This is a genomic window from Streptomyces sp. NPDC051041 (assembly GCF_044456065.1).
Lineage (GTDB): Bacteria > Actinomycetota > Actinomycetes > Streptomycetales > Streptomycetaceae > Streptomyces > Streptomyces glaucus.
Window position 1 is genome coordinate 414,075 of the sequence record NZ_JBITFM010000002.1, and the last position, 25,315, is coordinate 439,389.

Annotated in this window: 22 protein-coding genes and 1 pseudogene; 13 read left to right on the forward strand and 10 right to left on the reverse strand. The window is 73.3% G+C overall.

Annotated elements, in window-relative coordinates:
* Positions 1 to 113 precede the first annotated feature (113 nt).
* Positions 114 to 1,889 carry an acetyl/propionyl/methylcrotonyl-CoA carboxylase subunit alpha gene (locus tag ACIBAI_RS05180; RefSeq protein ID WP_399031079.1) on the reverse strand — a complete coding sequence of 592 codons (1,776 nt, stop codon included), beginning with the start codon at positions 1,887 to 1,889 and terminating at the stop codon, positions 114 to 116.
* Positions 1,890 to 2,261: 372 nt separating this feature from the next.
* Here ACIBAI_RS05180 and ACIBAI_RS05185 point away from each other — a divergent pair.
* Positions 2,262 to 2,717 (forward strand): annotated as a pseudogene (locus ACIBAI_RS05185) (hypothetical protein).
* Here the strand turns inward: ACIBAI_RS05185 and ACIBAI_RS05190 are convergent.
* The 4 genes from ACIBAI_RS05190 to ACIBAI_RS05205 all read right to left on the reverse strand — a co-directional run bounded on the left by ACIBAI_RS05190 (position 2,686) and on the right by ACIBAI_RS05205 (position 5,468).
* Complete coding sequence (locus ACIBAI_RS05190; RefSeq protein WP_344602502.1) at positions 2,686 to 3,306, reverse strand: nucleoside triphosphate pyrophosphatase; 621 nt, start codon at positions 3,304 to 3,306, stop codon at positions 2,686 to 2,688. The pseudogene ACIBAI_RS05185 and the gene ACIBAI_RS05190 overlap by 32 nt on opposite strands.
* Positions 3,307 to 3,337: 31 nt before the next feature.
* Positions 3,338 to 3,466, reverse strand: coding sequence for a morphogenic membrane protein MmpB (gene mmpB, locus ACIBAI_RS05195; protein WP_399031081.1), 129 nt, complete (start codon positions 3,464 to 3,466; stop codon positions 3,338 to 3,340).
* Between the two features lie 166 nt (positions 3,467 to 3,632).
* Positions 3,633 to 3,845 carry an acyl-CoA carboxylase epsilon subunit gene (locus tag ACIBAI_RS05200; RefSeq protein WP_399031082.1) on the reverse strand — a complete coding sequence of 71 codons (213 nt, stop codon included), beginning with the start codon at positions 3,843 to 3,845 and terminating at the stop codon, positions 3,633 to 3,635.
* A gap of 21 nt (positions 3,846 to 3,866) precedes the next feature.
* Positions 3,867 to 5,468 (reverse strand): acyl-CoA carboxylase subunit beta, encoded by a 1,602-nt coding sequence (locus ACIBAI_RS05205; RefSeq protein ID WP_399031083.1) that lies wholly within the window; start codon positions 5,466 to 5,468, stop codon positions 3,867 to 3,869.
* A gap of 110 nt (positions 5,469 to 5,578) precedes the next feature.
* On the opposite strand from ACIBAI_RS05205, the gene ACIBAI_RS05210 reads away from it, so the two are divergent.
* Both ACIBAI_RS05210 and ACIBAI_RS05215 read left to right on the forward strand, forming a co-directional pair.
* A complete protein-coding gene (locus tag ACIBAI_RS05210) occupies positions 5,579 to 6,439 on the forward strand; it encodes a biotin--[acetyl-CoA-carboxylase] ligase (RefSeq protein ID WP_399031085.1) in 861 nt (286 codons plus the stop codon).
* Positions 6,440 to 6,617: 178 nt separating this feature from the next.
* Complete coding sequence (locus ACIBAI_RS05215) at positions 6,618 to 7,739, forward strand: adenylate/guanylate cyclase domain-containing protein (RefSeq protein ID WP_399031087.1); 1,122 nt, start codon at positions 6,618 to 6,620, stop codon at positions 7,737 to 7,739.
* 35 nt (positions 7,740 to 7,774) lie between these two features.
* On the opposite strand, the gene ACIBAI_RS05220 is transcribed toward ACIBAI_RS05215, so the two are convergent.
* Positions 7,775 to 8,410, reverse strand: coding sequence for a hypothetical protein (locus tag ACIBAI_RS05220; RefSeq protein ID WP_399031089.1), 636 nt, complete (start codon positions 8,408 to 8,410; stop codon positions 7,775 to 7,777).
* 221 nt (positions 8,411 to 8,631) lie between these two features.
* On the opposite strand from ACIBAI_RS05220, the gene ACIBAI_RS05225 reads away from it, so the two are divergent.
* The 3 genes from ACIBAI_RS05225 (at position 8,632) to hutH (ending at position 12,320) form a co-directional block, all read left to right on the forward strand.
* Positions 8,632 to 9,432 (forward strand): enoyl-CoA hydratase/isomerase family protein, encoded by an 801-nt coding sequence (locus tag ACIBAI_RS05225; protein WP_399031090.1) that lies wholly within the window; start codon positions 8,632 to 8,634, stop codon positions 9,430 to 9,432.
* A gap of 96 nt (positions 9,433 to 9,528) precedes the next feature.
* A complete protein-coding gene (locus ACIBAI_RS05230; protein WP_399031092.1) occupies positions 9,529 to 10,677 on the forward strand; it encodes a diguanylate cyclase domain-containing protein in 1,149 nt (382 codons plus the stop codon).
* A 104-nt stretch (positions 10,678 to 10,781) separates the two neighbouring features.
* On the forward strand, positions 10,782 to 12,320 hold the full coding sequence (hutH, locus tag ACIBAI_RS05235; protein ID WP_399031384.1) for a histidine ammonia-lyase: 1,539 nt from the start codon (positions 10,782 to 10,784) through the stop codon (positions 12,318 to 12,320).
* A gap of 69 nt (positions 12,321 to 12,389) precedes the next feature.
* Here hutH and ACIBAI_RS05240 read toward each other — a convergent pair whose 3' ends face one another.
* Both ACIBAI_RS05240 and ACIBAI_RS05245 read right to left on the reverse strand, forming a co-directional pair.
* Positions 12,390 to 13,214, reverse strand: a complete 825-nt coding sequence (locus ACIBAI_RS05240; protein WP_399031094.1) for a hypothetical protein — start codon at positions 13,212 to 13,214, stop codon at positions 12,390 to 12,392.
* A 42-nt stretch (positions 13,215 to 13,256) separates the two neighbouring features.
* Entirely contained in the window at positions 13,257 to 13,571 is a 315-nt protein-coding gene (locus ACIBAI_RS05245) for a hypothetical protein (RefSeq protein WP_399031095.1), read from the reverse strand.
* 148 nt (positions 13,572 to 13,719) lie between these two features.
* On the opposite strand from ACIBAI_RS05245, the gene ACIBAI_RS05250 reads away from it, so the two are divergent.
* The 5 genes from ACIBAI_RS05250 (at position 13,720) to ACIBAI_RS05270 (ending at position 21,583) form a co-directional block, all read left to right on the forward strand.
* Positions 13,720 to 14,034: a hypothetical protein gene (locus ACIBAI_RS05250; RefSeq protein WP_399031096.1), complete on the forward strand. Its 315-nt coding sequence runs from the start codon at positions 13,720 to 13,722 to the stop codon at positions 14,032 to 14,034.
* 221 nt (positions 14,035 to 14,255) lie between these two features.
* The gene (locus ACIBAI_RS05255; RefSeq protein ID WP_399031098.1) at positions 14,256 to 15,506 is read left to right on the forward strand and encodes an Ig-like domain-containing protein; all 1,251 of its coding nucleotides are present in this window, start codon (positions 14,256 to 14,258) and stop codon (positions 15,504 to 15,506) included.
* Positions 15,507 to 15,864: 358 nt separating this feature from the next.
* On the forward strand, positions 15,865 to 17,328 hold the full coding sequence (locus ACIBAI_RS05260) for an ABC transporter permease (RefSeq protein WP_399031100.1): 1,464 nt from the start codon (positions 15,865 to 15,867) through the stop codon (positions 17,326 to 17,328).
* 65 nt (positions 17,329 to 17,393) lie between these two features.
* Positions 17,394 to 18,077 (forward strand): ABC transporter ATP-binding protein, encoded by a 684-nt coding sequence (locus ACIBAI_RS05265; RefSeq protein WP_399031102.1) that lies wholly within the window; start codon positions 17,394 to 17,396, stop codon positions 18,075 to 18,077.
* Positions 18,078 to 18,265: 188 nt separating this feature from the next.
* On the forward strand, positions 18,266 to 21,583 hold the full coding sequence (locus ACIBAI_RS05270; protein ID WP_399031103.1) for a S8 family peptidase: 3,318 nt from the start codon (positions 18,266 to 18,268) through the stop codon (positions 21,581 to 21,583).
* Between the two features lie 495 nt (positions 21,584 to 22,078).
* On the opposite strand, the gene ACIBAI_RS05275 is transcribed toward ACIBAI_RS05270, so the two are convergent.
* A complete protein-coding gene (locus tag ACIBAI_RS05275; RefSeq protein ID WP_399031105.1) occupies positions 22,079 to 23,005 on the reverse strand; it encodes a helix-turn-helix domain-containing protein in 927 nt (308 codons plus the stop codon).
* A 172-nt stretch (positions 23,006 to 23,177) separates the two neighbouring features.
* Here ACIBAI_RS05275 and ACIBAI_RS05280 point away from each other — a divergent pair, with 172 nt between their 5' ends.
* Positions 23,178 to 24,218, forward strand: coding sequence for an NAD(P)-dependent alcohol dehydrogenase (locus ACIBAI_RS05280; RefSeq protein WP_344605943.1), 1,041 nt, complete (start codon positions 23,178 to 23,180; stop codon positions 24,216 to 24,218).
* Between the two features lie 70 nt (positions 24,219 to 24,288).
* Positions 24,289 to 24,537 carry a hypothetical protein gene (locus tag ACIBAI_RS05285; RefSeq protein ID WP_399031107.1) on the forward strand — a complete coding sequence of 83 codons (249 nt, stop codon included), beginning with the start codon at positions 24,289 to 24,291 and terminating at the stop codon, positions 24,535 to 24,537.
* Between the two features lie 78 nt (positions 24,538 to 24,615).
* Here the strand turns inward: ACIBAI_RS05285 and ACIBAI_RS05290 are convergent, their stop codons facing one another.
* The gene (locus ACIBAI_RS05290) at positions 24,616 to 25,209 is read right to left on the reverse strand and encodes a DUF4291 domain-containing protein (protein ID WP_399031109.1); all 594 of its coding nucleotides are present in this window, start codon (positions 25,207 to 25,209) and stop codon (positions 24,616 to 24,618) included.
* Between the last annotated feature and the right edge of the window lie 106 nt (positions 25,210 to 25,315).

Below are 25,315 nucleotides of genomic sequence, written 5' to 3' on the forward strand. Positions count from 1 at the left end.
GGGGGCCGCCCCCCCGGGGGGGCGGGGGCCCGGGGGCGGGGGGGGGGGCCCGGGGGGGCGCCGGGGGGCCGGCCGGGGGGGGCCGCGGGGCGCCCGGACGGGTTCCGTACGGCTCAGTCCTTGATCTCGCAGATGGGTGCGCCGGAGGTGAGGGAGGCGCCGACCTCGGCGGTCAGGCCCTTGACGGTGCCGGACTTGTGGGCGTTGAGGGGCTGTTCCATCTTCATGGCCTCCAGGACGACGACCAGGTCGCCTTCCTTGACCTCCTGGCCCTCCTCGACGGCGATCTTGACGATGGTGCCCTGCATGGGGGAGGTGAGGGTGTCGCCGGAGGCGGCGGGGCCGGATTTGCGGGCGGCGCGGCGCTTGGGCCGGGCGCCGGCGGCCAGGCCGGTGCGGGCCAGGGACATGCCCAGCGAGGCGGGCAGGGAGACCTCCAGGCGCTTGCCGCCGACCTCGACCACGACCGTCTCGCGGCTGGTGTCCTCCTCGGCCCGGGCGGCGTCGGCGGGGGCGGTGAAGGGCGGGATGTCGTTGGTGAACTCGGTCTCGATCCAGCGGGTGTGGACGGTGAAGGGCCCCTCGGATCCGTGCAGCTCGGGGGCGAAGGCGGGATCGGTGACCACCTTGCGGTGGAAGGGCAGGGCGGTGGCCATGCCCTCCACGCGGAACTCCGCCAGCGCGCGGGCGGCGCGCTGCAGGGCCTGCTCGCGGGTGGCGCCGGTGACGATCAGCTTGGCCAGCAGCGAGTCCCAGGCCGGACCGATCACGGACCCGGACTCCACGCCGGCGTCCAGGCGCACGCCGGGGCCGGAGGGCGGCTCGAAGACGGTGACGGTGCCCGGGGCGGGCAGGAAGTTGCGGCCGGGGTCCTCGCCGTTGATGCGGAACTCGAAGGAGTGCCCGCGCAGCACCGGGTCGTCGTAGCCGAGTTCCTCGCCGTCGGCGATGCGGAACATCTCGCGCACCAGGTCGATGCCGGCGACCTCCTCGGTGACCGGGTGCTCGACCTGCAGGCGGGTGTTGACCTCCAGGAAGGAGATGGTGCCGTCGTTGCCGACCAGGAACTCCACCGTGCCGGCGCCGACGTAGCCGGCCTCCTTCAGGATCGCCTTGGAGGCGCGGTACAGCTCCGCGCGCTGCTGCTCGGTCAGGAACGGGGCCGGAGCCTCCTCGACCAGCTTCTGGTGGCGGCGCTGCAGCGAGCAGTCCCGGGTGGAGACCACCACCACGTTGCCGTGGGTGTCGGCCAGGCACTGCGTCTCCACGTGCCGGGGCCGGTCCAGGTAGCGCTCGACGAAGCACTCCCCGCGGCCGAAGGCGGCCACCGCCTCGCGCACCGCCGAGTCGTACAGCTCGGGAACCTCCTCCAGCGTGCGCGCCACCTTCAGACCGCGGCCGCCGCCGCCGAACGCGGCCTTGATCGCGATGGGCAGCCCGTGCTCCTCGGCGAAGGCCACCACCTCCTCCGCGCCCGACACGGGGTCGGAGGTGCCGGCCACCAGCGGGGCGCCGGCCCGCTGGGCGATGTGCCGGGCGGCGACCTTGTCGCCCAGGTCCCGGATGGCCTGCGGGGGCGGACCGATCCAGATCAGCCCCGCGTCCAGCACCGCCTGCGCGAAATCGGCGTTCTCCGACAGAAAGCCGTAACCGGGATGGACCGCGTCCGCGCCCGACTCGCGCGCCGCCCGCAGCACCTTGTCGATGTCCAGGTAGCTGGCCGCCGGAGTGTCACCCCCCAGGGCGAACGCCTCGTCCGCGGCCCGCACATGCACCGCGTCCCGGTCCGGGTCGGCGTAGACGGCCACGCTCGCGATCCCGGCGTCCCGGCACGCCCGGGCCACGCGGACAGCGATTTCGCCACGGTTGGCGATCAGCACCTTGCGCACGATTGAGGCTCCCTCCTTGAAACAAGCCGAGTTTAGGGACTGCCGACACGCCGCTTCGACCCGTCCCCAGTGGTGAGCTTGCCCACACGGAGCGTGATACGAGGCTCGCTCGACCCGCGAAATCCCTTGTCGCACCGCGAAACGCAGAACTCCTCCGGGAAACCCTAGCCGCCTCCTGTGGTCAAGGTCTCTGTCATCACATGCTGCGGGCCACTCGGTTTCTTTGTGGAGTCCCTACGAACGGCCCCATGATTCTTTGCCCCCCGCAGGACTCTTGTCCCTCGGTTTACCCGTTAGTAGCGTCCACGATGACCCGAACGCACTAGGGGGAACAGCAGACTTTCGCGGAAACGGCCGGGAGGGGTGGGGCCCATGGTGCGCGGACCGGTGGCGTGGATCGCGGCGGTCGTCCTCTTCGGCGAGGCGTTCGGAATCGCGGCCCTGACCTGGTTCCCGGGGGACCTCGTCGACCGGCAGGACATGTCCCCGGCCGGCCTGGACCCGCATCCGACGGCGGTGGCGTCGAAGGCCGGCGGCGTGGTCTTCGGCCTCTGCCTCGCCCTGTGCGGCCCGGCGGCACTGCTGGTCGCCCCGCGGGACCGGCCCCCGGCCGGCCTGGCCGCGTCCCGCTGACCGGCGCGGCCCGTGGTGCACGGCCTGCTCGGCGCCCTCGCCTGGGGGCCGGTGGGCCGGTCGGCGTTCCTGCTGACGGTGCCGGTGCTCGCGCTGATCGTGTGGCTGCTGGTGGCCTGCGACCACCCGGCCGGCGCCGCGCCCGGCGGCGCCGGCTCCCCGGTCAGCTCTCCGCAGGCGCCCACAGCTGGGTGATGCCCACGCCCAGTTCGCCGAGCAGCCGCCGGAACAGCGGCAGGCTGAGGCCGATGACGTTGCCGTGGTCGCCGTCGATGCCGTCGATGAACGGGGCCGAGCGGCCGTCGAGGGTGAAGGCGCCGGCGACGTGGAGGGGCTCGCCCGAGGCGACGTAGGCGGCGATCTCCTCGTCGGTGGGCTCGCCGAAGCGGACGACGGTGGAGGCGGTCGCGGAGGCGTACCGGCCGGTCGCGGTGTCGTACACGCAGTGGCCCGTCTGGAGGGTTCCGGCGCGTCCGCGCATGGCCTTCCAGCGGGCCGTCGCCTCCTCGGCGTCGGCGGGCTTGCCGAGGGCCTGGCCGTCCAGGTCGAGCACGGAGTCGCAGCCGATCACGATCGCACCCTTGACCTCGGGTTTCGCGGCCACGACGGAGGCCTTGGCCTCGGCGAGGGCGAGTGCCAGCTCGGCGGGGGTGGGGGCGGTGACGGCGTCCTCGTCGACGCCGCTCACGATCACCTCGGGATCCAGTCCGGCCTGGCGCAGCAGGCCGAGCCGGGCGGGGGACCGGGAGGCGAGGACGAGTCGGCGGCGCGGCTGATCTGTCATGCGATCAGCGTATCGGCGTCCCCCGTCCGCCTCACCTCACACCGATCACGATCATCGCCAGCACCATGGCCGTCGCCAGGAGAACGCTCAGCCGCCGCAACATGTCCTGCGTCTGGCGCAGTTCCTCGGGCGGTTCGTTCTCGGGGTCGGACCACAGCATGCCTTCCATCGTCCGGCGGCGCGCCGGTGCGGCGCCTGAGTACGCGTACTCAACTTCGGTCCGCCCCCGCCGCGCCGGGGAGGACGACGCGGTCGCCGGCCCGCACTCCGGCGACGCGGGGTACGCGGTGCGGGCCGAAGCCGTGGCGGCGGGGCTCCGGGCCTCCTTACGCGCCCGGCCAGTACGTGCGCGCCCACGCCGCCGGCCCCGGCCGGGGCAGCCGGTGCGCGGCGATGCGGGACGGGTCGGACCAGGAGGCGCGGGGGCCGGGCGCGCCGGGCGGCGCGGCGGCCGCCGCCGCGGCGCGGGCCCGGACCACCGCCAGTGCGGCGGCCAGCTCCTCCGGGGTCGGGTTGCCTCGTACGACCTTGATCGTCACAGCCACTCCTGCGGTCGGCGGTCAGAGGGGGATGTTGCCGTGCTTCTTCGGAGGCAGTGATTCCCGTTTGGTGCGCAGCTGACGCAGGCCGCGTACGACGTGGCGGCGGGTGTCCGACGGCATGATCACGGCGTCGACGTAGCCGCGCTCGGCCGCGATGTAGGGGTTGAGCAGGGTGTCCTCGTACTCCTGCAGCAGCCGGGCCCGGGTCTCCTCGGCCTCGCCGGCCTCCTCCGCCTCGGCGAGGGTGCGGCGGTGCAGGATGTTGACCGCGCCCTGGGCGCCCATGACGGCGATCTGGGCGGTGGGCCAGGCCAGGTTGAGGTCGGCGCCCAGGTGCTTGGAGCCCATGACGTCGTACGCCCCGCCGAAGGCCTTGCGGGTGATCACCGTGATCAGCGGGACCGTCGCCTCGGCGTAGGCGTAGATCAGCTTGGCGCCGCGGCGGATGATGCCGTCGTGCTCCTGGTCGACACCGGGCAGGAAGCCGGGGACGTCGACGAAGGTCAGCACCGGGATGTTGAAGGCGTCGCAGGTGCGCACGAAGCGGGCCGCCTTCTCGCTCGCCTTGATGTCCAGGCAGCCGGCGAACTGCATCGGCTGGTTGGCGACGACGCCCACCGGGTGGCCCTCGACCCGGCCGAAGCCGGTGAGGACGTTCGGCGCGTACAGCGGCTGCGTCTCGAGGAACTCGGCGTCGTCCAGGACGTGCTCGATCACCGTGTGCATGTCGTACGGCTGGTTCGCGCTGTCCGGGACGACCGTGTCCAGCTCGCGGTCCTCGTCGGTGACGGCGAGGTCCGCCTCCTCCGGGAACACCGGGGGCTCGGAGAGGTTGTTGGACGGCAGGTAGCTCAGCAGCTGCTTGACGTACTCGATGGCGTCCTTCTCGTCCCCGGCCATGTGGTGGGCCACGCCGGAGGCGGTGTTGTGGGTGCGGGCGCCGCCCAGCTCCTCGAAGCCGACGTCCTCGCCGGTGACCGTCTTGATGACGTCCGGGCCGGTGATGAACATGTGCGAGGTCTGATCGACCATCACGGTGAAGTCGGTGATCGCCGGGGAGTAGACCGCGCCGCCCGCGCAGGGTCCCACGATCAGGCTGATCTGCGGGATCACCCCGGAGGCGTGGGTGTTGCGGCGGAAGATCTCCCCGTACGCCCCGAGCGAGGCCACGCCCTCCTGGATGCGGGCGCCGCCGGAGTCGTTGATGCCGATGACCGGGCAGCCGGTCTTCAGCGCGAAGTCCATCACCTTGACGATCTTCTGGCCGTAGACCTCGCCCAGCGCCCCGCCGAAGACGGTGAAGTCCTGCGAGAAGACGGCCACCGGACGTCCGTCGACGGTGCCGTAGCCGGTGACGACGCCGTCCCCGTACGGGCGGTTGTTCTCCAGCCCGAAGTTGGTGGAGCGGTGCCGGGCGAACTCGTCCAGCTCGACGAAGGACCCCTCGTCCAGCAGCAGATCGACGCGTTCACGGGCCGTCAGCTTGCCCTTGGCATGCTGTTTCTCGACCGCGCGGGCCGAGCCGGCGTGCGTCGCCTCGTGGACGCGGCGCTTCAGGTCCGCGAGCTTCCCCGCGGTGGTGTGGATGTCAACCTCTTGACGCTCTTCCGGCTCGGACATCGGGATGCGGCTCCCTGCCTGCTCAAAAGGGGGGACGGTTACTCATCCGCAGCGTAGTGCGGTGCCCACCGGTCGGCAGTGCGGCGTTTACCACACCTAGGGTGGCTTGCATGACGCCGCGAGACGCATCAGACGACAGCCGCTGGTCCGACCTGGACCGTCCGCCGCTGAACGCCGCCGCCCTGCGCCGGGGACTGGTCCGGGCGGGCGGGCTCTGGTCGGACGTCGAGGTGGTGCAGCGCACCGGTTCCACCAACTCCGACCTCGTCGCCCGCGCCGAGCAGGGCAAGGCGGCCGAGGGCGCGGTCCTGGTCGCCGAGGAGCAGTTCGCGGGCCGCGGGCGGCTGGACCGGCGGTGGACGGCCCCGGCCCGCTCCGGCCTGTTCTTCTCCGTGCTGCTCACCCCGGCCGAGGTGCCGGTGGCCCGCTGGGGCTGGCTGCCGCTGCTCACCGGGGTCGCGGTGGCGACCGGGCTGTCCCGGGCGGCGGGCGTCGACACGGCGCTCAAATGGCCGAACGACCTGCTCGTCACCGTCGGCGGCGAGGAGCGCAAAGCCGGCGGGATCCTGGCCGAGCGGGCCGGGGAGCACGGGGTCGTCGTCGGTGTGGGCATCAACGTCACCCTCCGCGCGGACGAGCTGCCGGTCCCGCAGGCCGGGTCGCTGGCCCTGGCCGGCGCGGTGAGCACGGACCGCGATCCGCTGCTGCGGGCGGTGCTGCGCTCCCTGGCGGACTGGTACGGACGGTGGCGGGCCGCCGGCGGCGACCCCGCGGCCTGCGGGCTCCAGGAGACGTACGCGGCCGGGTGCGCGACCCTCGGGCGGCCGGTCCGGGCTCAGCTGCCGGGGAACCGGTCGATCAGCGGGGAGGCGGTCGCGGTGGACGGGGACGGGCGGCTGGTGCTGGCCACGGAGGACGGCGTGCAGGAGCCGGTGGGGGCGGGGGACATAGTTCACCTGCGCCCGGCGTGAGCCGCCCGGCCCCGGTGTGCGCCGCCCTGCCCCGGCGCACGCCGGGGCGGAGGCCGTACGGGGCGGTCACCGCCCCGGGGACGGGCGGCCGCCGCTCGCGGGAGTGAGCTACCGCACACCTGCCGTAAAGTTGAGGCCGGTCGATACCTGACCGTGGCAGATCGGAAGGGCAGCAGGCGTGACCGTCGACGACACGGGCCCCGGCGCGGACGCGGACCGGGTGGACCCGCAGCCCGCCGACTCCGGCGAGGACCCCCTCGCACTGCGCCTGGAACAGCTCATCCTGGGCGCGGAGCGCCGCTACACCCCCTTCCAGGCGGCCCGCAGTGCGGGCGTCTCCATGGAGCTGGCCTCCCGTTTCTGGCGGGCGATGGGCTTCGCCGACATCGGGCAGGCCAGGGCGCTCACGGAGGCCGACGTGCTCGCGCTGCGCCGGCTCGCCGGCCTGGTGGAGGCGGGACTGCTGAGCGAGGCCATGGCCGTGCAGGTGGCACGGTCCACCGGGCAGACCACGGCCAGGCTCGCCGAGTGGCAGATCGACTCCTTCCTGGAGGGGCTGACCGAGCCGCCCGAGCCGGGCATGACCCGTACCGAGGTCACGTATCCCATCGTCGAACTGCTGCTGCCCGAGCTGGAGGAGTTCCTCGTCTACGTCTGGCGGCGGCAGCTCGCGGCCTCGGCCGGGCGGGTGGTGCAGGCCGCCGACGACGAGGAGATGGTCGACCGGCGCCTCGCCGTCGGCTTCGCCGACCTGGTGGGTTTCACCCGGTTGACCCGCCGGATGGAGGAGGAGGAACTCGGCGAGCTCGTCGAGGCCTTCGAGACCACCGCCGCCGACCTGATCGCCGCGCACGGCGGGCGCCTGGTCAAGACCCTCGGCGACGAGGTCCTGTACGTCGCCGACGACGCGGGCACGGCCGCGGAGATCGCGCTCCGGCTCATCGAGACCATGGCGAACGACGAGACCATGCCGAAGCTGCGGGTCGGCATGGCCTTCGGCACGGTGACCACCCGCATGGGCGATGTCTTCGGCACGACCGTCAACCTGGCCTCCCGGCTCACCTCGATAGCGCCCCGGGACGCCGTCCTGGTCGACAGCGCCTTCGCGGAGGAGCTGATCCGCACCCGGGACGCCCCCGCCTCGGAGGCGGAGGCGGCCGAGGAGGCGGCCGCCGCGGAGAAGGAGGGCGAGGAGCCCCCGGCGTACCGCTTCGGGCTGCAGCCGATGTGGCAGCGCCCGGTGCGCGGCCTGGGCGTCGTCGAACCGTGGCTGCTCACGCGGCGGGGCGGCACGGCGTAGCGGCGCACGCCGCGGCGGCCGGCGTGCCGTGGCCGTCAGCCGCGCCCCAGCGGGGAGTCCACGCACAGGCCGATGATCGGTACGCACAGGGCCGGCCAGTCGGACCGGTCCGGCGGGCCGGGCGGGACCGGCTGCTCGGGCTCCGCGGACGGGGCGGCCGGCGCGTCCCGGCTCGGCGCCGCGGTGGGCGTCGGGCGCGGCGCGGGGCTCGACGGCCCCGGCGGACGGGACGCGGAGGGGGCCGGGACGGCTGCCGCCGCCGGGGCCGACGGGGTGACGGACGCCGCGGACCGGGCGGGCGCGCGGCCCGGGGCCGCGGTCGGCGGCGCGTGCGTACGGCCCAGGAGAGCGGTGGCCGACGGGCTCGCCGCGGGCGTGGCGGCGCCCGCGGTGGCGGCGCCGGACGCCCGGTCCGCCTCCTCCACGAGCGCTTCCGGGCGCGGCTCCGCCCCGGCGGCGTCCACCCTCCCCGCGTCTCCGCCGGACATCAGCCGTACGAGGCCCAGGGCCCCCGCGGCCAGTACGAGGCCCCCCGCGGCGAGCAGCGCCCTGCGGGGGCGCGGCTTGCGGTGGCGGCCCCGGACGCGGGGGCGGCGGGGACCGGTCCCGGTGGCGCCGGCCGGGGGACCGGCCCCCTGCCGCGGCTCGGCCGTCGTGTCCGTCGTCGTCATCCCGATCCCCTCCCCGAGGCGCGAGCGCCCCCGATGCGCCCGGCGGAGCGCACGCTATGCGCTCCCCGGGCGGCGGGGGCCGCAGTCGGCGGGATGTCACTCGAACGGGTAAGCGGGGGGTGAAACGGGAACCGGCCGGGTGCGCCCTTTCCCCGTCCGGAGCCCGCCTGCGATGATCGGGGCGGCGACGGTCGTTAACCCACGTTAACCGGGAGGGTGTCATGAGCGAGGAGCGGTACGGGGAGTTCGTGCTGGTGCGGCGGCACGAGGACGGACACGTCGCGGAGCTCGCCCTCGACCGGCCCGAGGCCATGAACGCCGTCTCGTCCGGGATGGCCCGCTCCATCGCGGCGGCGTGCGCGGCGCTCGGCGAGGACCGGAGCGTGCGGGCGGTGGTGGTGACCTCCACGCACGAGCGGGCCTTCTGCGTCGGAGCCGACCTGAAGGAGCGCAACTCCCTCAGCGACGCCGAGCTGCTGCGGCAGCGGCCGGTGTCGCGCGGGGCCTACACCGGGGTGCTGGAGCTGCCGGTGCCGGCGATCGCGGCGGTGCACGGGTTCGCGCTGGGCGGCGGTTTCGAGCTGGCCCTGTCCTGCGACGTGATCGTGGCCGACCGCACGGCCGTGGTGGGGCTGCCGGAGGTGTCGGTCGGGGTGATCCCGGGCGGCGGCGGGACGCAGCTGCTGCCGCGCCGTGTCGGGGCCGCCCGCGCGGCCGAGCTCATCTTCACGGCGCGGCGGGTGGAGGCCGGGGAGGCGCGGGAGCTGGGCCTGGTGGACGTGCTGGTGGAGGAGGGGCGGGACCGGGAGGAGGCGCTGGCGATGGCGTCCCGGATCGCCGCGAACTCCCCCGTGGGCCTCCGCTCGGCCAAACGGGCCCTGCGCCTCGGCCACGGCCTGGACCTGCGCGCCGGCCTGGAGGTCGAGGACGCGGCCTGGCGGACGGTGGCGTTCTCGGGGGACCGGGCGGAAGGGGTGGCGGCCTTCAACGAGAAGCGCAGGCCCAAGTGGCCGGGGGAGTAGGGGCGGCCCGCCCGGGGACCGGCGGGCCCCGTGGTCCCGCTCCCCGTTCGCTCCGATAATCTCCCCGATTGCCCCGAATGTCCCTAGCCTGGAGTGATGGGTGAGGACCGTCGGCTCGCGGCCGTCGTCGCGCTGGCGCAGGGCATGGCCGCCGCGCACGGCTCCCGCGAGGCCTGGCGCGCCGCGGCGGCCGGCGCCCGCCGCGCGCTGGGCGGCAGCTTCGCCGCGCTGTCGCGGTGGGAGCGGGAGCTGGGGCGGCTGCGCGTCCTGGTGAACGTCGGCGAGCGGGTCGAGGGCGAGGAGGAGTTCCCGGACGACGAGTCCTACCCCGTCCACCGGTTCGCGGAGATCACCGAGTTCCTGCACGAGCGCTGGGCCGGGGGCGGTGAGCCCGGCGCCTGGGTCGAGACCGCCGAGGGGCCCGCGGCCGGCCGGCCCGGCTACTGCCACCAGCGCGTCGTCGCCCTCCGCCGCCGCGGCCGGGGCTGCTGCGTGGTCGCGCCGCTGGTGCTGCACGGCCGCGCCTGGGGCGAGCTGTACGTCGCCCGCCCGGTCGGCGCGCCGGTCTTCGAACGGGCCGATGCCGACTTCGCCACCGTCCTGGCCGCCGTGGTCGCCGCCGGCATCGCCCAGACCGAGCGGCTGGAGGAGGCGCGGCGGCTCGCGTACACCGACCCGCTCACCGGACTCGCCAACCGCCGTGCCGTCGACGCGCGCCTGGACGAGGCCATCGAGCGGCACCACCGGGACGGCGTCGCCGTCAGCCTCGTCGTCTGCGACCTGAACGGGCTCAAGCGGGTCAACGACACCCGCGGGCACGCCGCGGGCGACCGGCTCCTGGAGCGCTTCGGGAGCGTGCTGTCGGTGTGCGGGGCGATGGTGCCGGGCGCGCTCGCGGCCCGTCTCGGCGGGGACGAGTTCTGCCTGCTCGCGGTCGGTCCGCCCGCCGACGACGTGGTCAAGGCGGCCGACGAACTGTGCCGCAGGGCGGCCGAGCTGGAACTCGGCGACGGCGTCGCCTGCGGGGTCGCCTCCACCGAGGACCCCATCGGGCCGGTCGGCGACGCCCGCCGGCTGTTCCGGCTCGCCGACGCCGCCCAGTACCGCGCCAAGGCCGAGCGGGCGGCCCGGCCGGTCGTCGCCGGCCGCGAGGGGCCCGACGACCCCGTGGTACGGCTCGCGGACGAGCCGTCCCGGGAGACGGACGGGGAGCGCCGGCGCTTCCGGGGCCGCCACTCGCCGTGACGCCGACCCGGCCGGTGAGGGACGCCACCCCGGTAGGTAAGGGGTGAACCCGCCCCCCGGTGGTGACACAGTGGAATTCACTGCGTACGCTCCTGAATATGGATATGCATACTGTGGTGGTGGGGACGTCCGGGACGACCGCGTCCGACGTGCTCGCCGTGGCGCGCGGCGGCGCCCGGGTCGAACTCTCCCGGGAGGCGGTGACGGCCCTGGCCGCGGCCCGCGGGACCGTGGACGCGCTGGCGGCCGAGCCCGATCCCGTCTACGGGGTCTCCACCGGCTTCGGCGCCCTGGCCACCCGGCACATCGGCCGGGACCTGCGCACCCGGCTGCAGCGCAACATCGTCCGCTCGCACGCCGCGGGCATGGGACCGCGGGTCGAGCGGGAGGTCGTGCGGGCCCTGATGTTCCTGCGCCTGAAGACCGTCTGCTCGGGGTACACCGGCGTCCGGCCCGAGGTCGCGCAGACCATGGCCGACGTGCTGAACGCCGGGATCACCCCGGTCGTGCACGAGTACGGCTCGCTCGGCTGCTCCGGCGACCTCGCCCCGCTCTCCCACTGCGCCCTCACGCTCATGGGGGAGGGGGAGGCCGAGGGTCCCGACGGAACCGTGCGGCCCGCCGCCGAACTGCTCGCCGCGCACGGCGTCCGGCCGGTCGAGCTGCGCGAGAAGGAGGGCCTGGCCCTCCTCAACGGCACCGACGGCATGCTCGGCATGCTGCTCATGGCCCTCGCCGACCTGGACACGCTCTACAAGTCCGCCGACGTCACGGCCGCCCTCAGCCTCGAAGCCCTCCTGGGCACCGACAGGGTGCTCGCCCCCGAACTGCACGCCGTCCGGCCGCACCCGGGACAGGCCGCCAGCGCCGCCAACATGCTGGCCGTGCTGAAGGGCTCGGGCCTGACCGGGCACCACCAGGACGACGCCCCGCGGGTCCAGGACGCCTACTCGGTGCGCTGCGCCCCGCAGGTCGCCGGCGCCGGCCGGGACACCCTGGCCCACGCCCGCCTGGTCGCCGAGCGGGAACTGGCCTCCGCCGTGGACAATCCGGTGGTCCTGCCGGACGGCCGGGTGGAGTCCAACGGCAACTTCCACGGCGCCCCGGTCGCCTACGTCCTCGACTTCCTCGCCATCGCCGCCGCCGACCTCGGCTCCATCGCCGAACGCCGCACCGACCGGCTGCTCGACAAGAACCGCAGCCACGGCCTGCCGCCGTTCCTGGCGGACGACCCCGGCGTCGACTCGGGGCTGATGATCGCCCAGTACACGCAGGCCGCTCTGGTGAGCGAACTGAAGCGGCTCGCCGTGCCGGCCTCGGCGGACTCCATCCCGTCCTCCGCCATGCAGGAGGACCACGTCTCGATGGGCTGGTCGGCGGCGCGCAAGCTGCGCACGGCCGTGGACAACCTCACACGGGTGATCGCCGTCGAGCTGTACGCCGCCGCGCGCGCGGTCGAACTGCGCGAGGGGCTGACCCCGGCGCCCGCGACGCGGGCGGTCGTCGAGGCCCTGCGGGAGGCGGGCGTCGACGGTCCCGGACCGGACCGGTACCTGGCGCCGGACCTGGCCGCGGCGGAGGCGTTCGTGCGCGAGGGGCGGCTGGTCGCGGCCGTGGAGACGGTCACCGGCCCCCTGCGGTGAGACGGCCGGGGCCCTGCCGGTCCCGGATCCGGAGGTCCGGGAGGCGCCTTCGGGCAGGGCCCCGGTCGGTCACCCGAGCTTGGCGGCCTGGGCCTGCACCACCTCGGCGGGGATGGTGTACGTCGACTTCTCGCCGGCGAGCGCGGCCAGGTTGAGCGAGTAGTACGTGGCGACGGTGGTGCCGTGGCGCACGACCTCGGCGTGCACCGCGGTGGTCCCGCCGCCCTCCACCCGGCCGGTCACCGCGAAGGCCACCGACTCGTCACCGGTGCCGGAGGACTTCTCCTCGGCGACCTTCGTGAACTCCTGGGTGTCCTGGCCCTTCGCCGCGGCCGTGAACCCGCCCGCACAGCCGTCGACCGCGGTGGAGACGGACTTCATGGCCGCCTCGGCGCCGTCGCCCTCGTACGAGGAGAGGGAGACGATCGTCACCGTGGAGCTCAGCGAGTCCTCGACGGCCTCCAGCGCCTCCTCGAACTCCTCGTCGGAGGAGTTCTCGTCCGGGCCCGGGCCCGCCTGCGCGTCGGGCTTCTCGGTGACCGCCTGGTTGACGTAGGCGCTCTCGTCGTCGCCGGGCGCGAACCCGGTGAGCACGTACGCGATCGGCTCGCACGCGGCGTCGGTCACCGTCATGGCGCCCTTGGAGCCGGCGAACGGCTCGGCCGTGTCGGCGGACCGGACCTCGTAGCCCTTCACGTCGCCGTCGGCGATGATCAGTTTCTTCAACTCGGCCGCGCCGAGCGCCTTCGCGGCGGGCGCCGCCGACGCGGCACCGGAGTTCCCGGAATCCTTCGAGTCGTCCGGCCCGGAGCCGGAACAACCCGTGACGAGGGCGAGCGAGAGAACGCTCACGACAGTGGTGGCGCTCAGTCGCACGCCCGATGATCTCTTCATGCGCGGACTATGAAGGCTGCGTGAAGAGGGCGTCAAGTCGGTTTAAAAATGGAGACGTTCCCGGCGGACCGAATAGGCGACGAATCCGGCGCCGAGGGTGAGGAAGACGGTGCCGCCGACGACGTACGGGGTGCTGTCGAAGCTTCCGGTGTCGGCGAGCCGGGTCTCCTCCACGGCGGTCCCCGTGCTGGTGGACGCCGCTCTGGCCTCCACCGTGACCTGCACGGACGAGCCCGTCGAGGGCGCCGTTCGGGCCGGGGCGTCCGACGTCGCGTTCGCGGACGGGACGAACCACAGGGCGCCCAGCAGGGTGCCCGCGGCGGTGGCGGTCAGCAACGGACGGCGAGCGGATGACACGGAATATCGATCCCCTTGTGGCGCTGGCGAATTGGCCGTGTGGGGCGATGTTAGTGAAAGGCGCGGGTCACAGGAAAGTCACGGGAGGAAAGGGCCGTACGCTCCCGGCGTGACCGCTCCGCAGACATCACGCTTTGTGCGGCTTCGCGTGGAATCGGTTTTCGAGGTGACCGGCGAGGAGGCGGTGGCCGGGGCCGCGCTGCGGCGCATCGTCGAAGAGGCCGTCGACCGTGATGTGCCCCGCCGGGAGCGGGTACATGCACGAAGCGCTGTGACGGAGGACACCGCGGAGGCGCTCGCGTACCTCGTCGACCCGTTCGGGCTGGTCGGCGAGGTGCCGGGGGTGGAGCTCCAGCGGGCCTCCCGGAGCGGTGGACGGATCGACCACGACCCCGGCTCGCCCGGCCGGGACTTCGACGAGGATGATGGCGACGAGGACGACGCAGGAGCGGCGGCCGGCTGACGCGGCTCGGGGAAACATGATCCCGGGCGGCAACCGACGCACGGTGTTTCGTCGTCTCAAGGGGCGCACTGACCGACACCCGCGCCCTCGCCCGCTCCGGCGGACGTGGTGTGCCCCACACGTCGAAGGAATGTGGAACGGGACGAACCGGTCGTAGCGTTGGAAGTTCCTGACGGGGACTCTCGGGTTTTCCGGATTCGGCAACGATGGAGAAGCGTGTGATGACGAACAGTAAGCGGCGCAGGGGCCTCGTGGCCGCGTCCGCACTGCTCGGCGGTGTGCTGGTGCTCTCGGCCTGTTCCGGCGGCGGCGACGGCGCCTCCGGCGGCGGGAACAGCGACACGCCCCAGGCCAAGGTCGACGAGGCGGCAGCCGAGAAGACGTCCGAGGCCCAGATCGAGATCACGCCCAAGGACGGCTCGACCAACGCCTCCATCAACAACTCCGCCACGGTGACCGTGAGCAAGGGCACGCTCACGGACGTGAAGATGACCACCTCCGACGGCACGGCGGTGAACGGCCAGATATCCGCCGACAAGAAGAGCTGGAAGCCCAGCGCCCAGCTGGAGCGCGCCACCACCTACCGGGTGACGGCCACGGCGACGGACTCCGAGGGCCGCGAGGCCCACGAGAACGCCTCCTTCACCACGGTCTCCCCGGCCAACAGCTTCATCGGCACCTTCACGCCGGACGACGGCACCACCGTCGGCGTCGGCATGCCCGTGTCGATCAACTTCGACAAGGCGATCACCAACAAGGCCGCCGTCCAGAAGGGCATCACGGTCAGCACCACCAGTGGTCAGGAGATCGCCTGCCACTGGTTCAACGCCAACCGCATGGACTGCCGGCCCGAGGAGTACTGGAAGGAGGGCGCCACCGTCACGCTGAAGCTGGCGCTCGACGGGGTCGAGGGCGCCGAGGGCGTCTACGGCGTCCAGCAGAAGACGGTCACCTTCAAGATCGGCCGCAACCAGGTCTCCTACGTCGACGCGCAGACCAAGCAGATGAAGGTCACGCAGGACGGCAAGGTGATCAGGACCATCCCGATCTCCGCCGGCTCGCCCGAGAACAAGACGTACGAGGGCCAGATGGTGATCTCCGAGAAGTTCAAGGAGACCCGGATGAACGGCGCGACGGTCGGCTTCACCGACGACGACGGCGAGGGCGAGTACGACATCAAGGACGTGCCGCACGCCATGCGCCTGACCACCTCGGGCACCTTCATCCACGGCAACTACTGGGGCGCGAAGTCCATCTTCGGCAGCGTCAACACCAGCCACGGCTGCGTCGGCCTGTCGGACACCAAGGGCGCCGACGACCCGAACACGCCGGGCGCCTGGTTCTACGACAACTCGATGATCGGTGACGTGGTCGTCGTCCAGAACACCGGCGACAAGACGGTCGCGCCGGACAACGGCCTCAACGGCTGGAACATGAACTGGAGCGACTGGAAGGCGGGCTCGGCGATCTGACGCCCGGTCGGCCACCGTCCGGATGCCGCCCTTCGGGGCGGCATTCGTGTTCCACCGGCCCGAGCTCCTCCTCGGCCTTCGAAGCTCCCCGGTTCCGGGGCCTCCGCGCCGGCTTCGCGGCCTTCTTCCCCGGACCCGGGGCCTTTTCCCCGCCTTCGGCGCTTCCTCTCCGGCCCCAGGACTTCTTGCCCGACTCCGCGTCTCCTCACCGGTCCTGATGACCCCTCACCGGTTTCCGGCTTTTCGGCGGCTCCCGGGACCGGCGGCGCCGGCGGTTTCCGTGACCGGCCGCAGGCTTCTCATTCTTCTCTTATCCCGGCCTTATTTCCTCATCACGGTCGGTCCCTAGCTTGCCGCCATGTTCTTCACCTACCTGAGGCGCGAACTGCGCCGCCGCAGAAAGGCGGCCCTCGTCGTCGCCTCCGGCCTCGCGCTGGGCATCGCCCTGGTCATCGTGGTCAGCTCCGTGTCCTCCGGCATGGGCAAGGCCCAGGAGAAGGTCCTGCAGTCGCTGTACGGGCTGGGCACGGACATGACCGTCACCAAGGCCGCGTCGCCGACCGCGAGCAGCTCGGAGCGGCCCCGCTTCCGTTTCGACGCGCAGGACGACTCCTCCGACGAGGAGCAGAGCAGCGACCGCGTCATGGTGCAGGGCTTCCAGACGCTGGCGAGCTCGACCGTCACCGAGGTCGGGAAGCAGAGCGGCGTCGCGGACGCGGTGGGCGGACTGAGCCTGCAGGTCGTCAAGGTCAGCGGCCAGTTCACGCGCGGTCAGTTCCAGCAGGGCGGCGGCCAGACCGGCGGCGGCCCGGGCGCCGCCCAGCCGTCCCCGCAGGGCCGGGTCCAGGGCGGCGGGGCCGACTTCGACGTCAACAACTACTCGGTCTACGGCACCGACGTCACCGAGCCCGCCCTCGGCCCGCTGACCTCCTCCAAGATCACCAGCGGTCGCACGTTCAAGTCGACGGAGACGAACGCCGAGGTGGCCGTCGCCGACTCCGCGTACGCCGAGGAGAAGAAGCTGAAGGTCGGCTCCACCGTCACCGTCAAGGGCACCGAGTTCGAGGTGATCGGCATCGCCACCGCCGACAGCGGGGACGCGGCCGCCAACCTGTACATCCCGCTGAAGCAGGCGCAGACGCTCGCCGACGCCGAGGACAAGGTCACCACGATCTACGTCAAGGCGACCGACTCGCAGCGGATCGACAGCGTCAAGGCGGAGATCCAGAAGAACATCTCCGGCACGACCGTCACCACCTCCGCCGACCTCGCGGACACCGTCTCCGGCTCCCTGTCCACCGCCTCCTCCCTCGCCACCCGTGTCGGCACGTGGCTGTCGATCGTGGTGCTGGCGGCCGCCTTCCTGGTCGCCGGCCTGCTCACCTCCTCGGCGGTCTCCCGCCGGGTGCGCGAGTTCGGCACCCTCAAGGCGCTGGGCTGGCGGTCGGGCCGGGTGACCCGGCAGGTGGTCGGCGAGGCCGTGGTCAACGGCCTGGTCGGCGGCGCCCTCGGCATCGCCCTCGGCCTGGCGGGCGCGTACGTCGTCACCGCGATCAGCCCGACCCTGGAGGCCTCGCTCGGCGGTGGCGCCGCCGGCGGCACGGGCGGGCCCGGCGGCTTCGGCGGCGGTGGCGGGGGCATGGCCGGCCCCGGCCGGCAGGCCGCCAAGACCCTGGAGGTCGCGCTGACCGCGCCCGTCAGCCTCACCACCATCGCCCTCGCCGTGGGCCTCGCCGTGGCCGGCGGCCTGATCGCCGGCGCCTTCGGCGGCTGGCGCGCCTCCCGGCTGCGCCCCGCGGACGCGCTGCGCCGCGTCGAGTAGCCGGCCGCCGCCCCTGCCGGCGCCGGGCCGGCGCCGGCCCCCTCACCCATCCCAGGAGTCGGACCATGTACGAACTCAGAGGCGTCACCAAGCGCTACACGCGGGGCAAGGAGACCGTCCACGCCCTGGACGGCGTCGACCTGACCATCCCGGACGGCGACCGGCTCGTCATCCAGGGCCCCACCGGCGGCGGCAAGTCCACGCTGCTGCAGATGCTCGGCGGGCTCGACCGGCCGACCTCCGGCGAGGTCGTCCTGGACGGCACCGACCTGGCGAAGCTGTCCGAGGCCAAGCTGACCACGGTGCGCAGCCAGAACATCGGCTTCGTCTTCCAGTCGTTCAACCTCATCCCGACGCTCACCGCGCAGGAGAACGTCGAGACCGCCCTCGTCCCGCTCGGCGTGAAGCCGAGGGAGCGGCGCGAACGGGCCGCCGAGGCGCTGAAGTCGGTGGGGCTCGGGGAGCGGCTCGGCCATCTGCCGAGCGAGATGTCCGGCGGGCAGCAGCAGCGCGTCGCCATCGCCCGGGCGCTGGTGAAGGAGCCGAAGGTGCTGCTCGCCGACGAACCCACCGGCAACCTCGACGAGTCGACGCGGGACGAGATCATGGAGGTGCTCGAGCGCATGTGGAAGGAGCTCGGCCTCACCTTCGTGATGGTCACCCACGACTCGGCGATCGCGAGGAAGGCCCCGCGCCTGGCGACGATCCGCAAGGGCCGGATCACCGTGGAGGAGAACACGGCCGCGTAATCCGGCGATCGCGTAACGGAGTTCGCGCGGCGGCGTAACAGTGGGCCGACGAATTCCTTACCGTTCTCTCATCCATTGAGCGGTTGATCACCCCCCGGCATACTGAGCGATCCGGGGGGTGCACGTATGTGCGAGGCCACCCCCGGCCGGGTGAACGGGGAATTCACCCGGTCCTTCCTCTAGGGGGAATGTTGCGCAGACAAGTGAAAAGAGCGTGCGCGGCCACGGCCGCCACGGCGGCCGCCGTGGCGCTCGCGGCGGGCACGACCAGCCCCGCGGCGGCCGAGGGGGACCGGGCCGCCGCTGCCGCGAGGCCCGCGCAGGCGGCCAAGCACCGCGTCACCCTGATCACCGGCGACCGGGTCGTCCTCGACGCCGAGGGCCGGGTGACCGGCCTGGAGCGGGCCGAGGGACGCGAGGACATACCCGTCCAGATCCGCCGGGCCGGCGGACACACCCTGGTGATACCGGCCGACGCCGCCCGCCTGGTCGCCACCGGCAAGCTCGACCAGCGCCTCTTCGACGTCACCGAACTGAGCAGGTCCACGACCCGCAAGGCCCAGAAGAAGGGCCTGAAGGTCATCGTCGGCTACCGGGGCGCGGCCACGGCCGCCAAGGAGGACGTCCGCGACGCGGGCACGCTCCGCCGCACCCTGAAGTCCCTGAACGCCGACGCCGTGCAGACCCCGCACGACGACGCGCCCGAGCTGTGGGACGCGGTCACCGACGGGGACGAGGCCGCCTCCGGCGTCGCGCACGTCTGGCTCGACGGCGTCCGCAAGGCCAGCCTCGACACGTCCGTGCCGCGGATCGGCGCCCCCAAGGCGTGGGCGGCCGGCTACGACGGCAAGGGCGTGAAGATCGCCGTACTGGACACCGGCGTCGACGCCACGCACCCGGACCTGAAGGGCCAGGTGATCGCGGCCAAGAACTTCTCCGCCTCCCCGGACGCCACCGACAAGTACGGCCACGGCACGCACGTCGCGTCCATCGCTGCCGGCACGGGCGCCAGGTCCGGCGTCCACAAGGGCGTCGCGCCCGGCGCGAAGCTGCTCAACGGCAAGGTGCTGAGCGACGACGGCTACGGCGACGACTCCGGCATCCTGGCCGGCATGGAGTGGGCGGCCGCCCAGGGCGCCGACGTCGTCAACCTCAGCCTGGGCGGCGGCGACACCCCGGCGGTCGACCCGCTGGAGGCCCAGGTGAACAAGCTCTCCGCGGAGCAGGGCATCCTGTTCGCCATCGCCGCCGGCAACGAGGGCGACTCCGGCGAGCAGACCGTCGGCTCCCCGGGCAGCGCCGCCGCGGCCCTCACCGTCGGCGCGGTCGACGACCAGGACGGACTCGCCGACTTCTCCAGCCGCGGCCCCGGTCTCGACGGCGCGATCAAGCCCGACGTGACCGCGCCGGGCGTGGACATCACCGCCGCCTCCGCCAAGGGCGGCGTCCTCGCCCAGGAGGTCGGCGAGAAGCCCGCCGGCTACCTGACCATCTCGGGGACGTCGATGGCGACCCCGCACGTGGCGGGCGCGGCGGCGATCCTGAAGCAGCAGCACCCCGAGTGGACGTACACCGAGCTGAAGGGCGCCCTCACCGGCTCCGCCAAGGGCGGCGCGTACACGCCGTTCCAGCAGGGCTCGGGCCGCATCCAGCTCGACAGGGCGGTCAAGCAGTCGGTGGTCGCCGAACCGGTGTCGGTGGGCTTCGGCGTCCAGCAGTGGCCGCACACCGACGACAAGCCGGTCACCAAGCAGCTGACGTACCGCAACCTCGGGACGAAGGACGTCACGCTGACCCTGTCCGCGACGGCCACCGATCCCAAGGGCCAGGCGGCTCCGGCCGGCTTCTTCGAGCTCGGCGCGACCGAGGTGACCGTCCCGGCGGGCGGCAGGGCCTCCGTCGACGTCACCGTGAACACCAGGCTCGGCGGCACCCTCAACGGCGCCTACTCGGCGTACGTGACGGCCACCGGCGGCGGCCAGACCGTCCGCACGGCCGCGGCGGTGCAGCGCGAGGCGGAGTCGTACGACGTCACCGTGGAGCACATCGGCCGGGACGGCCGGCCGGCGGACGCCTACGAGACCGTGCTGTTCGGCTACGCGGGCCTGGGCGAGGACCGCAGCTTCGGGGTCCCGGTCGTCTCCTCCGGCAGCACCACCGTGCGCGTCCCCAAGGGCACGTACGTGCTGGACGCGTGGATCGCCGAGGACTTCGAGAAGTTCGAGGGCGGCGTCGACTGGCTCGTCCAGCCGAAGCTGAGCGTCACCAAGGACACGACGGTGACCGTCGACGCCCGCAGGACCGAGGCGGCCGACATCACGGTGCCGGACAAGCGGGCCGAGCAACTGTCCGCGACGGCGAACTACTTCTACGACGCCGCGGGTCTCGGCATCGGGCTGAGCCTGGACTCGTTCGCGAACCTGCGCATGGCCCACCTGGGCCCGCAGATCCCCAGCGGCCTCCAGCAGACCTGGAGCGGCCAGTGGGCCAAGGGCGGCTCCGCCGAGTACGACGTGGCCACCACCGCGCGGGTGAAGAAGATCCAGGGCGACAAGGTCCGCCGCTTCAAGGCGAGCGAGCTCGCCACGGTGCGGAACAACCTCGGCGCCGCGGCGTCCGGCAAGACCGGCGGCCTCACCGCCATCGGCGTGTTCCCCGAGGACGTCGTCCTCGGCAGCGCCGTGGAGCAGAAGCTCCCGAGCACGCGCACGCTGTACCTGTCCACGTCCGACAAGATCCAGTGGACGTTCGACTTCGAGCAGTACAAGGGCAGGAACGAGCAGGGCCTTCCGCTCACGGAGGCCTTCTACACGCTCGGCGCGCCGCAGGCCTTCAAGGCGGGCCGGACGTACACGAAGACCTTCAACAGGGCGGTCTTCGGCCCGCACCTGAGCGCGGACCACGGCCTGTTCCGCGAGGGCGACGAGATCTACGGCTCGCTGCCGCTGTTCGCTGACGCCGACCGGCACCCCGGTTCGTCGGACTTCACCTCCGTCACCACGACCCTCCACCGCAACGGCACCAAGGTCGGCTCCCACGACGACCCGCTGTTCGGGGAGAAGGCGTTCAAGGTCCCGGCCGCCGACGCCGAGTACAAGCTGACGACCTCGGTCAAGCGCAGCGTCAAGGTCGCGGCGGCCGCCACCCGCATCGACGCCAGCTGGACCTTCCGCTCCAAGAGGACGTCCGCAGGCTTCACCACGCTGCCCGCCTCCACGGTCCGCTTCAACGCGGCCACGGGCCAGGACAGCAGGGTTCCGGCCGGTAAGACGGTGAGCGTCCCGGTCGCCGTCGAGGGCGCCGCCAAGGGCGCCAACCTGAAGTCGCTGTCGGTGTACGCGTCCTACGACTACGGCCAGACCTGGAAGAAGCTCACCGTCAAGAACGGCAAGGTCACCGTCAAGAACCCGGCGAAGGGCAAGGCGATCTCCTTCCACGCCAAGATCACCGACAAGAAGGGCAACAAGTCGACGCTCTCGATCTACAACGCCTACTACGGCAAGTGAGCCGCTGAACGGCGGACGAGGCAGTCGAGCGGGGGGGGGGGCCCGGGGGCCCCCGCCCCCCCCCCCCCCCCCCCCCCCGGGGGGGGGGGCCCCCCCCCCCCCCCCCCCCCCCCCCCCCCCCGCCCCCCCCCCCCCCCCCCCCCCCGCGGGCGGGGGGGGGGGGGGGGGGGGGGGGGGGGGGGGGGGGGGGGGGGGGGGGGGGGGGGTCTTCGGGGGGGGGGGGGGGGGGGGGGGGGGGGGGGGGGCGCCCGGCCCCCCCCCCCCCCCGCCCGTCCTCGTGCGCGGTGATCACCCCGCCACTTCACACCGGACCGTCTTGCCGCTCGTCCCCGTCCTCACACCCCCTACCGGACGAAAGCGCCGAGGAGGGCGGGCCGCAGCCGTCCCCGCCCGGCGGCCCCGAGGCGCCCGGCGGCCCCGCCGCCGTCCCGACCGCCCGGGCGGGGGCCCCTTCGCCGCGGCGCTCGAAGGCGGGGCGGCGGTGCCGCCCGGGGCTCAGGGGGACGGCGCCGAGGCCTCCGCCGCCCCCGCCGCCGACCGGGTCGCGTCCGCCCCCCAGCTCGCCAGCAGCCGCAGCGCGTCGGCCGAGGACGAGCCCGGTTCCGCGTGGTAGGTGATCAGGGACTGCTCGGTGTCGTCGGCGAGCTGGAACGTCTCGAAGAACAGGGTCAGCTCACCGACCAGCGGGTGCCGCAGCCGCTTGACGCCGTGGCTCTTCTCCTTGACGTCGTGCGTGGCCCACAGCCGCCGGAACTCCTCGCTCTTCACCGAGAGTTCGCCCACCAGCGCGGACAGCCGCGGATCGTCGGGATGGCGGCCCGCGTCCATGCGCAGATAGCTGACCATGTCGGACGCCTTCCGGTCCCACTCCACGTACAGCTCGCGGTACTCGGGCCGCAGGAACACCAGCCGCGCCCAGTTCCGCTCCCGCGCCGGCAGCTCCGCCCAGTCGCCGAAGACGGCCGCGGCCATCCGGTTCCAGGCGAGGATGTCCGAGCGGCGGCCCGTGACGTACGCGGGGACGCCGTCGATCGAGTCCAGCAGGTGCCGCAGCGCCGGCCGCACCTGCTGGGCGCGCGCCGCCGGCTTCTTCCGGTGCTGCTTCGGCTTCGCCAGGTGGACCAGATGGGCGTGCTCGGCGTCGCTCAGCCGCAGGGCGCGGGCGATGGAGTCCAGGACCTCCGCCGACACGTTCCGCCCGTTGCCCTGCTCCAGGCGCGTGTAGTACGCCACGGACACCCCGGCGAGCCGCGCCAGCTCCTCCCGGCGCAGCCCCGGCACGCGGCGGTGCCGGCCGTAGTCCGGCAGCCCCACGTCCTCCGGCTTCAGCCGGGCCCGCCGGGTGCGCAGGAACTCGCTGAGCTCGGCCCGCCGGTCCAGGCCCGAGCCGGCCTGCGGTACGGAATCGGGCAGTTCGTCCATGCCTCCAGTATTCATGGTCGTACGCACACGAGCCTGACCCCGCCAGTGGTAGGCACAGCGAACGTAGGCAAAGCCGTGATCTGGGTGAACGCGCGGGCAACCGGCAGGCTGGACGCCGTGCCCGGTCGGAAGGCAGCCGGGCGCACCCTCTTCCGCTAGGAGAACCCTCGGCATGACCACTGTTGCCGCGTACGCCGCACCCGCCGCCAAGGCTCCGCTGGAGCGCACCACCATCGAGCGGCGGCCGGTCGGCGAGTTCGACGTCCTGATCGACATCAAGTTCGCCGGCATCTGCCACTCCGACATCCACCAGGCCCGGGAGGGCTGGGGCGAGGCGATCTTCCCGATGGTCCCCGGCCACGAGATAGCGGGCGTGGTGGCGGAGGTCGGCTCCGGTGTGACCCGGTTCGCCGTCGGCGACCGCGTGGGCGTCGGCTGCATGGTCGACTCCTGCCGCGAGTGCGACAACTGCAAGGCGGGCCTGGAGCAGTACTGCGTGAAGGGCAACGTCCCGACGTACAACGGCATCGGCAGGGACGGCGAGCCCACCTACGGCGGCTACTCGCAGAAGATCGTCGTCGACGAGAACTACGTCGTCCGCATCCCCGACGGGATCGAGCTCGACGTCGCCGCGCCGCTGCTGTGCGCGGGCATCACCACCTACTCCCCGCTCAAGCGCTTCGGCGCCGGCCCCGGCAAGAAGGTCGCGATCGTCGGCCTGGGCGGCCTCGGCCACATGGCCGTCAAGCTCGCGCACGCGCTCGGCGCCGAGGTGACCGTGCTGTCGCAGTCGCTGCGCAAGAAGGACGACGGCCTGAAGCTGGGCGCCGACCACTACTACGCCACCAGCGACCCGGCCACCTTCGAGCAGCTCGCGGGCACCTTCGACCTGATCGTCTCGACGGTGTCGGCCCCGCTGGACTTCGGCGCCTACCTGTCGCTGCTCAAGACGCAGGGCGCGCTGGTGAACGTGGGCGCCCCGGAGGAGCCGATCTCCCTCAACCTCTTCTCGGTGATCGGGGGCGGCAAGACGCTCGCCGGCTCGATGATCGGCGGCATCGCGGAGACCCAGGAGATGCTGGACTTCTGCGCCGAGCACGGCATCGGCGCGGAGATCGAGCTGATCGCCGCGTCCGAGATCAACGACGCGTACGAGCGGGTGCTCGCCAGCGACGTGCGCTACCGCTTCGTGATCGACACGGCGACGATCTGACCGCCGGCCGCCGACCGAAGGGCCCGGCACGCCGCCCGGGGCCCTTCGGCGTGCCGGGACCCCGGGCGGCGTGACCCTCGACTACCTGGACACCGACGGCGAGATCACGTCCCGGCACTGCGCGTTCCTGGTCTCGGAGGACGACTTCGACGCGATCTCCGCGCGGGTCCGGGAGGCCGGGCTGACGTACTGGGCGGACCCGTACCACCGCCGGGCCGGCGGGACCAACCACAACGACGGCGGCCGGGACGTCCGCTTCGAGGACCCGAACGGCCACAACCCGGAGATCCTGACGCGGCCGTACGGCAGCGGAGGCTGAGGCCGGCCCGCCGCACCGCCGGTCCTCCGCGGCCCTGCGCCCCGGAACGGCAGCGGGCCGCTCGGCGCGCCGGTCCGGTCAGGGACGCAGGTGGGCCAGCAGGCCGTCCTCGACGGGGTACGGCCGCTCCTCGGGCAGCAGCCGGGCCGCGGCGTCCGGGGCGCCGCCGGCGGCGAGCGCGTGGATCTCGCGGGCGAGCGGGGTCACGTCGCGGAGGGAGACCGTCCACTCGTCCGCGTACCGCCGTGCGGCCTCACCGGAGAGCCCGAGCTGCAGCGAGCGGCAGGGCAGGGGCCGCAGGTGCAGATCACGCTCGGGGTCCCACTGGACACGGGCCGGCGCACGCTTCAGCCGGCGCTGCCAGGCGCTGCGGTCGGGGTGCAGCCCGGGCACGTAGTGCGACAGGCAGGCGTGGCGCAGCGCCCACTCGAAGCCGTCGCGGGTGATCTCGACGGCGAGCACGGTCTCCTGCCCCGGCTTCGTGCCCCAGCCGGAGCGGTACATCATCCACAGGAACGACGGCTTGATCCAGGTCATCCGGTCCCGCTTCCACGCGGCGGGAAACCGCCCCTCCCGGACGGCGGGCAGGCCGAGCTCCGGGCAGTACGCCTGGTAGACGGTGATCGTGGACGCCGTGTGGAGCGCCCGGATCCCGTGTCGGGGTTCTTCCATGGCGTACAGGGTGGGCTCGGCCGATCCCCGCAGGCCATCGATTTTCGGTGCGCCGCGGACCGCGCGCCCGGGGCCCGCCGGGCGGGACGCGGGCGCACCTGCCCGC

Coding starts and splice junctions, on each gene's coding strand:
- ACIBAI_RS05190 (WP_344602502.1), bottom strand. CDS start 3,306: ATGACAGATCAGCCGCGCCGCCGACTCGTCCTCGCCTCCCGGTCCCCC.
- mmpB (WP_399031081.1), bottom strand. CDS start 3,466: ATGCTGTGGTCCGACCCCGAGAACGAACCGCCCGAGGAACTGCGCCAG.
- ACIBAI_RS05205 (WP_399031083.1), bottom strand. CDS start 5,468: ATGTCCGAGCCGGAAGAGCGTCAAGAGGTTGACATCCACACCACCGCG.
- ACIBAI_RS05210 (WP_399031085.1), top strand. CDS start 5,579: ATGACGCCGCGAGACGCATCAGACGACAGCCGCTGGTCCGACCTGGAC.
- ACIBAI_RS05220 (WP_399031089.1), bottom strand. CDS start 8,410: ATGACGACGACGGACACGACGGCCGAGCCGCGGCAGGGGGCCGGTCCC.
- ACIBAI_RS05225 (WP_399031090.1), top strand. CDS start 8,632: ATGAGCGAGGAGCGGTACGGGGAGTTCGTGCTGGTGCGGCGGCACGAG.
- ACIBAI_RS05230 (WP_399031092.1), top strand. CDS start 9,529: ATGGGTGAGGACCGTCGGCTCGCGGCCGTCGTCGCGCTGGCGCAGGGC.
- hutH (WP_399031384.1), top strand. CDS start 10,782: ATGCATACTGTGGTGGTGGGGACGTCCGGGACGACCGCGTCCGACGTG.
- ACIBAI_RS05240 (WP_399031094.1), bottom strand. CDS start 13,214: ATGAAGAGATCATCGGGCGTGCGACTGAGCGCCACCACTGTCGTGAGC.
- ACIBAI_RS05255 (WP_399031098.1), top strand. CDS start 14,256: ATGACGAACAGTAAGCGGCGCAGGGGCCTCGTGGCCGCGTCCGCACTG.
- ACIBAI_RS05260 (WP_399031100.1), top strand. CDS start 15,865: ATGTTCTTCACCTACCTGAGGCGCGAACTGCGCCGCCGCAGAAAGGCG.
- ACIBAI_RS05265 (WP_399031102.1), top strand. CDS start 17,394: ATGTACGAACTCAGAGGCGTCACCAAGCGCTACACGCGGGGCAAGGAG.
- ACIBAI_RS05270 (WP_399031103.1), top strand. CDS start 18,266: ATGTTGCGCAGACAAGTGAAAAGAGCGTGCGCGGCCACGGCCGCCACG.
- ACIBAI_RS05275 (WP_399031105.1), bottom strand. CDS start 23,005: ATGGACGAACTGCCCGATTCCGTACCGCAGGCCGGCTCGGGCCTGGAC.
- ACIBAI_RS05280 (WP_344605943.1), top strand. CDS start 23,178: ATGACCACTGTTGCCGCGTACGCCGCACCCGCCGCCAAGGCTCCGCTG.
- ACIBAI_RS05290 (WP_399031109.1), bottom strand. CDS start 25,209: ATGGAAGAACCCCGACACGGGATCCGGGCGCTCCACACGGCGTCCACG.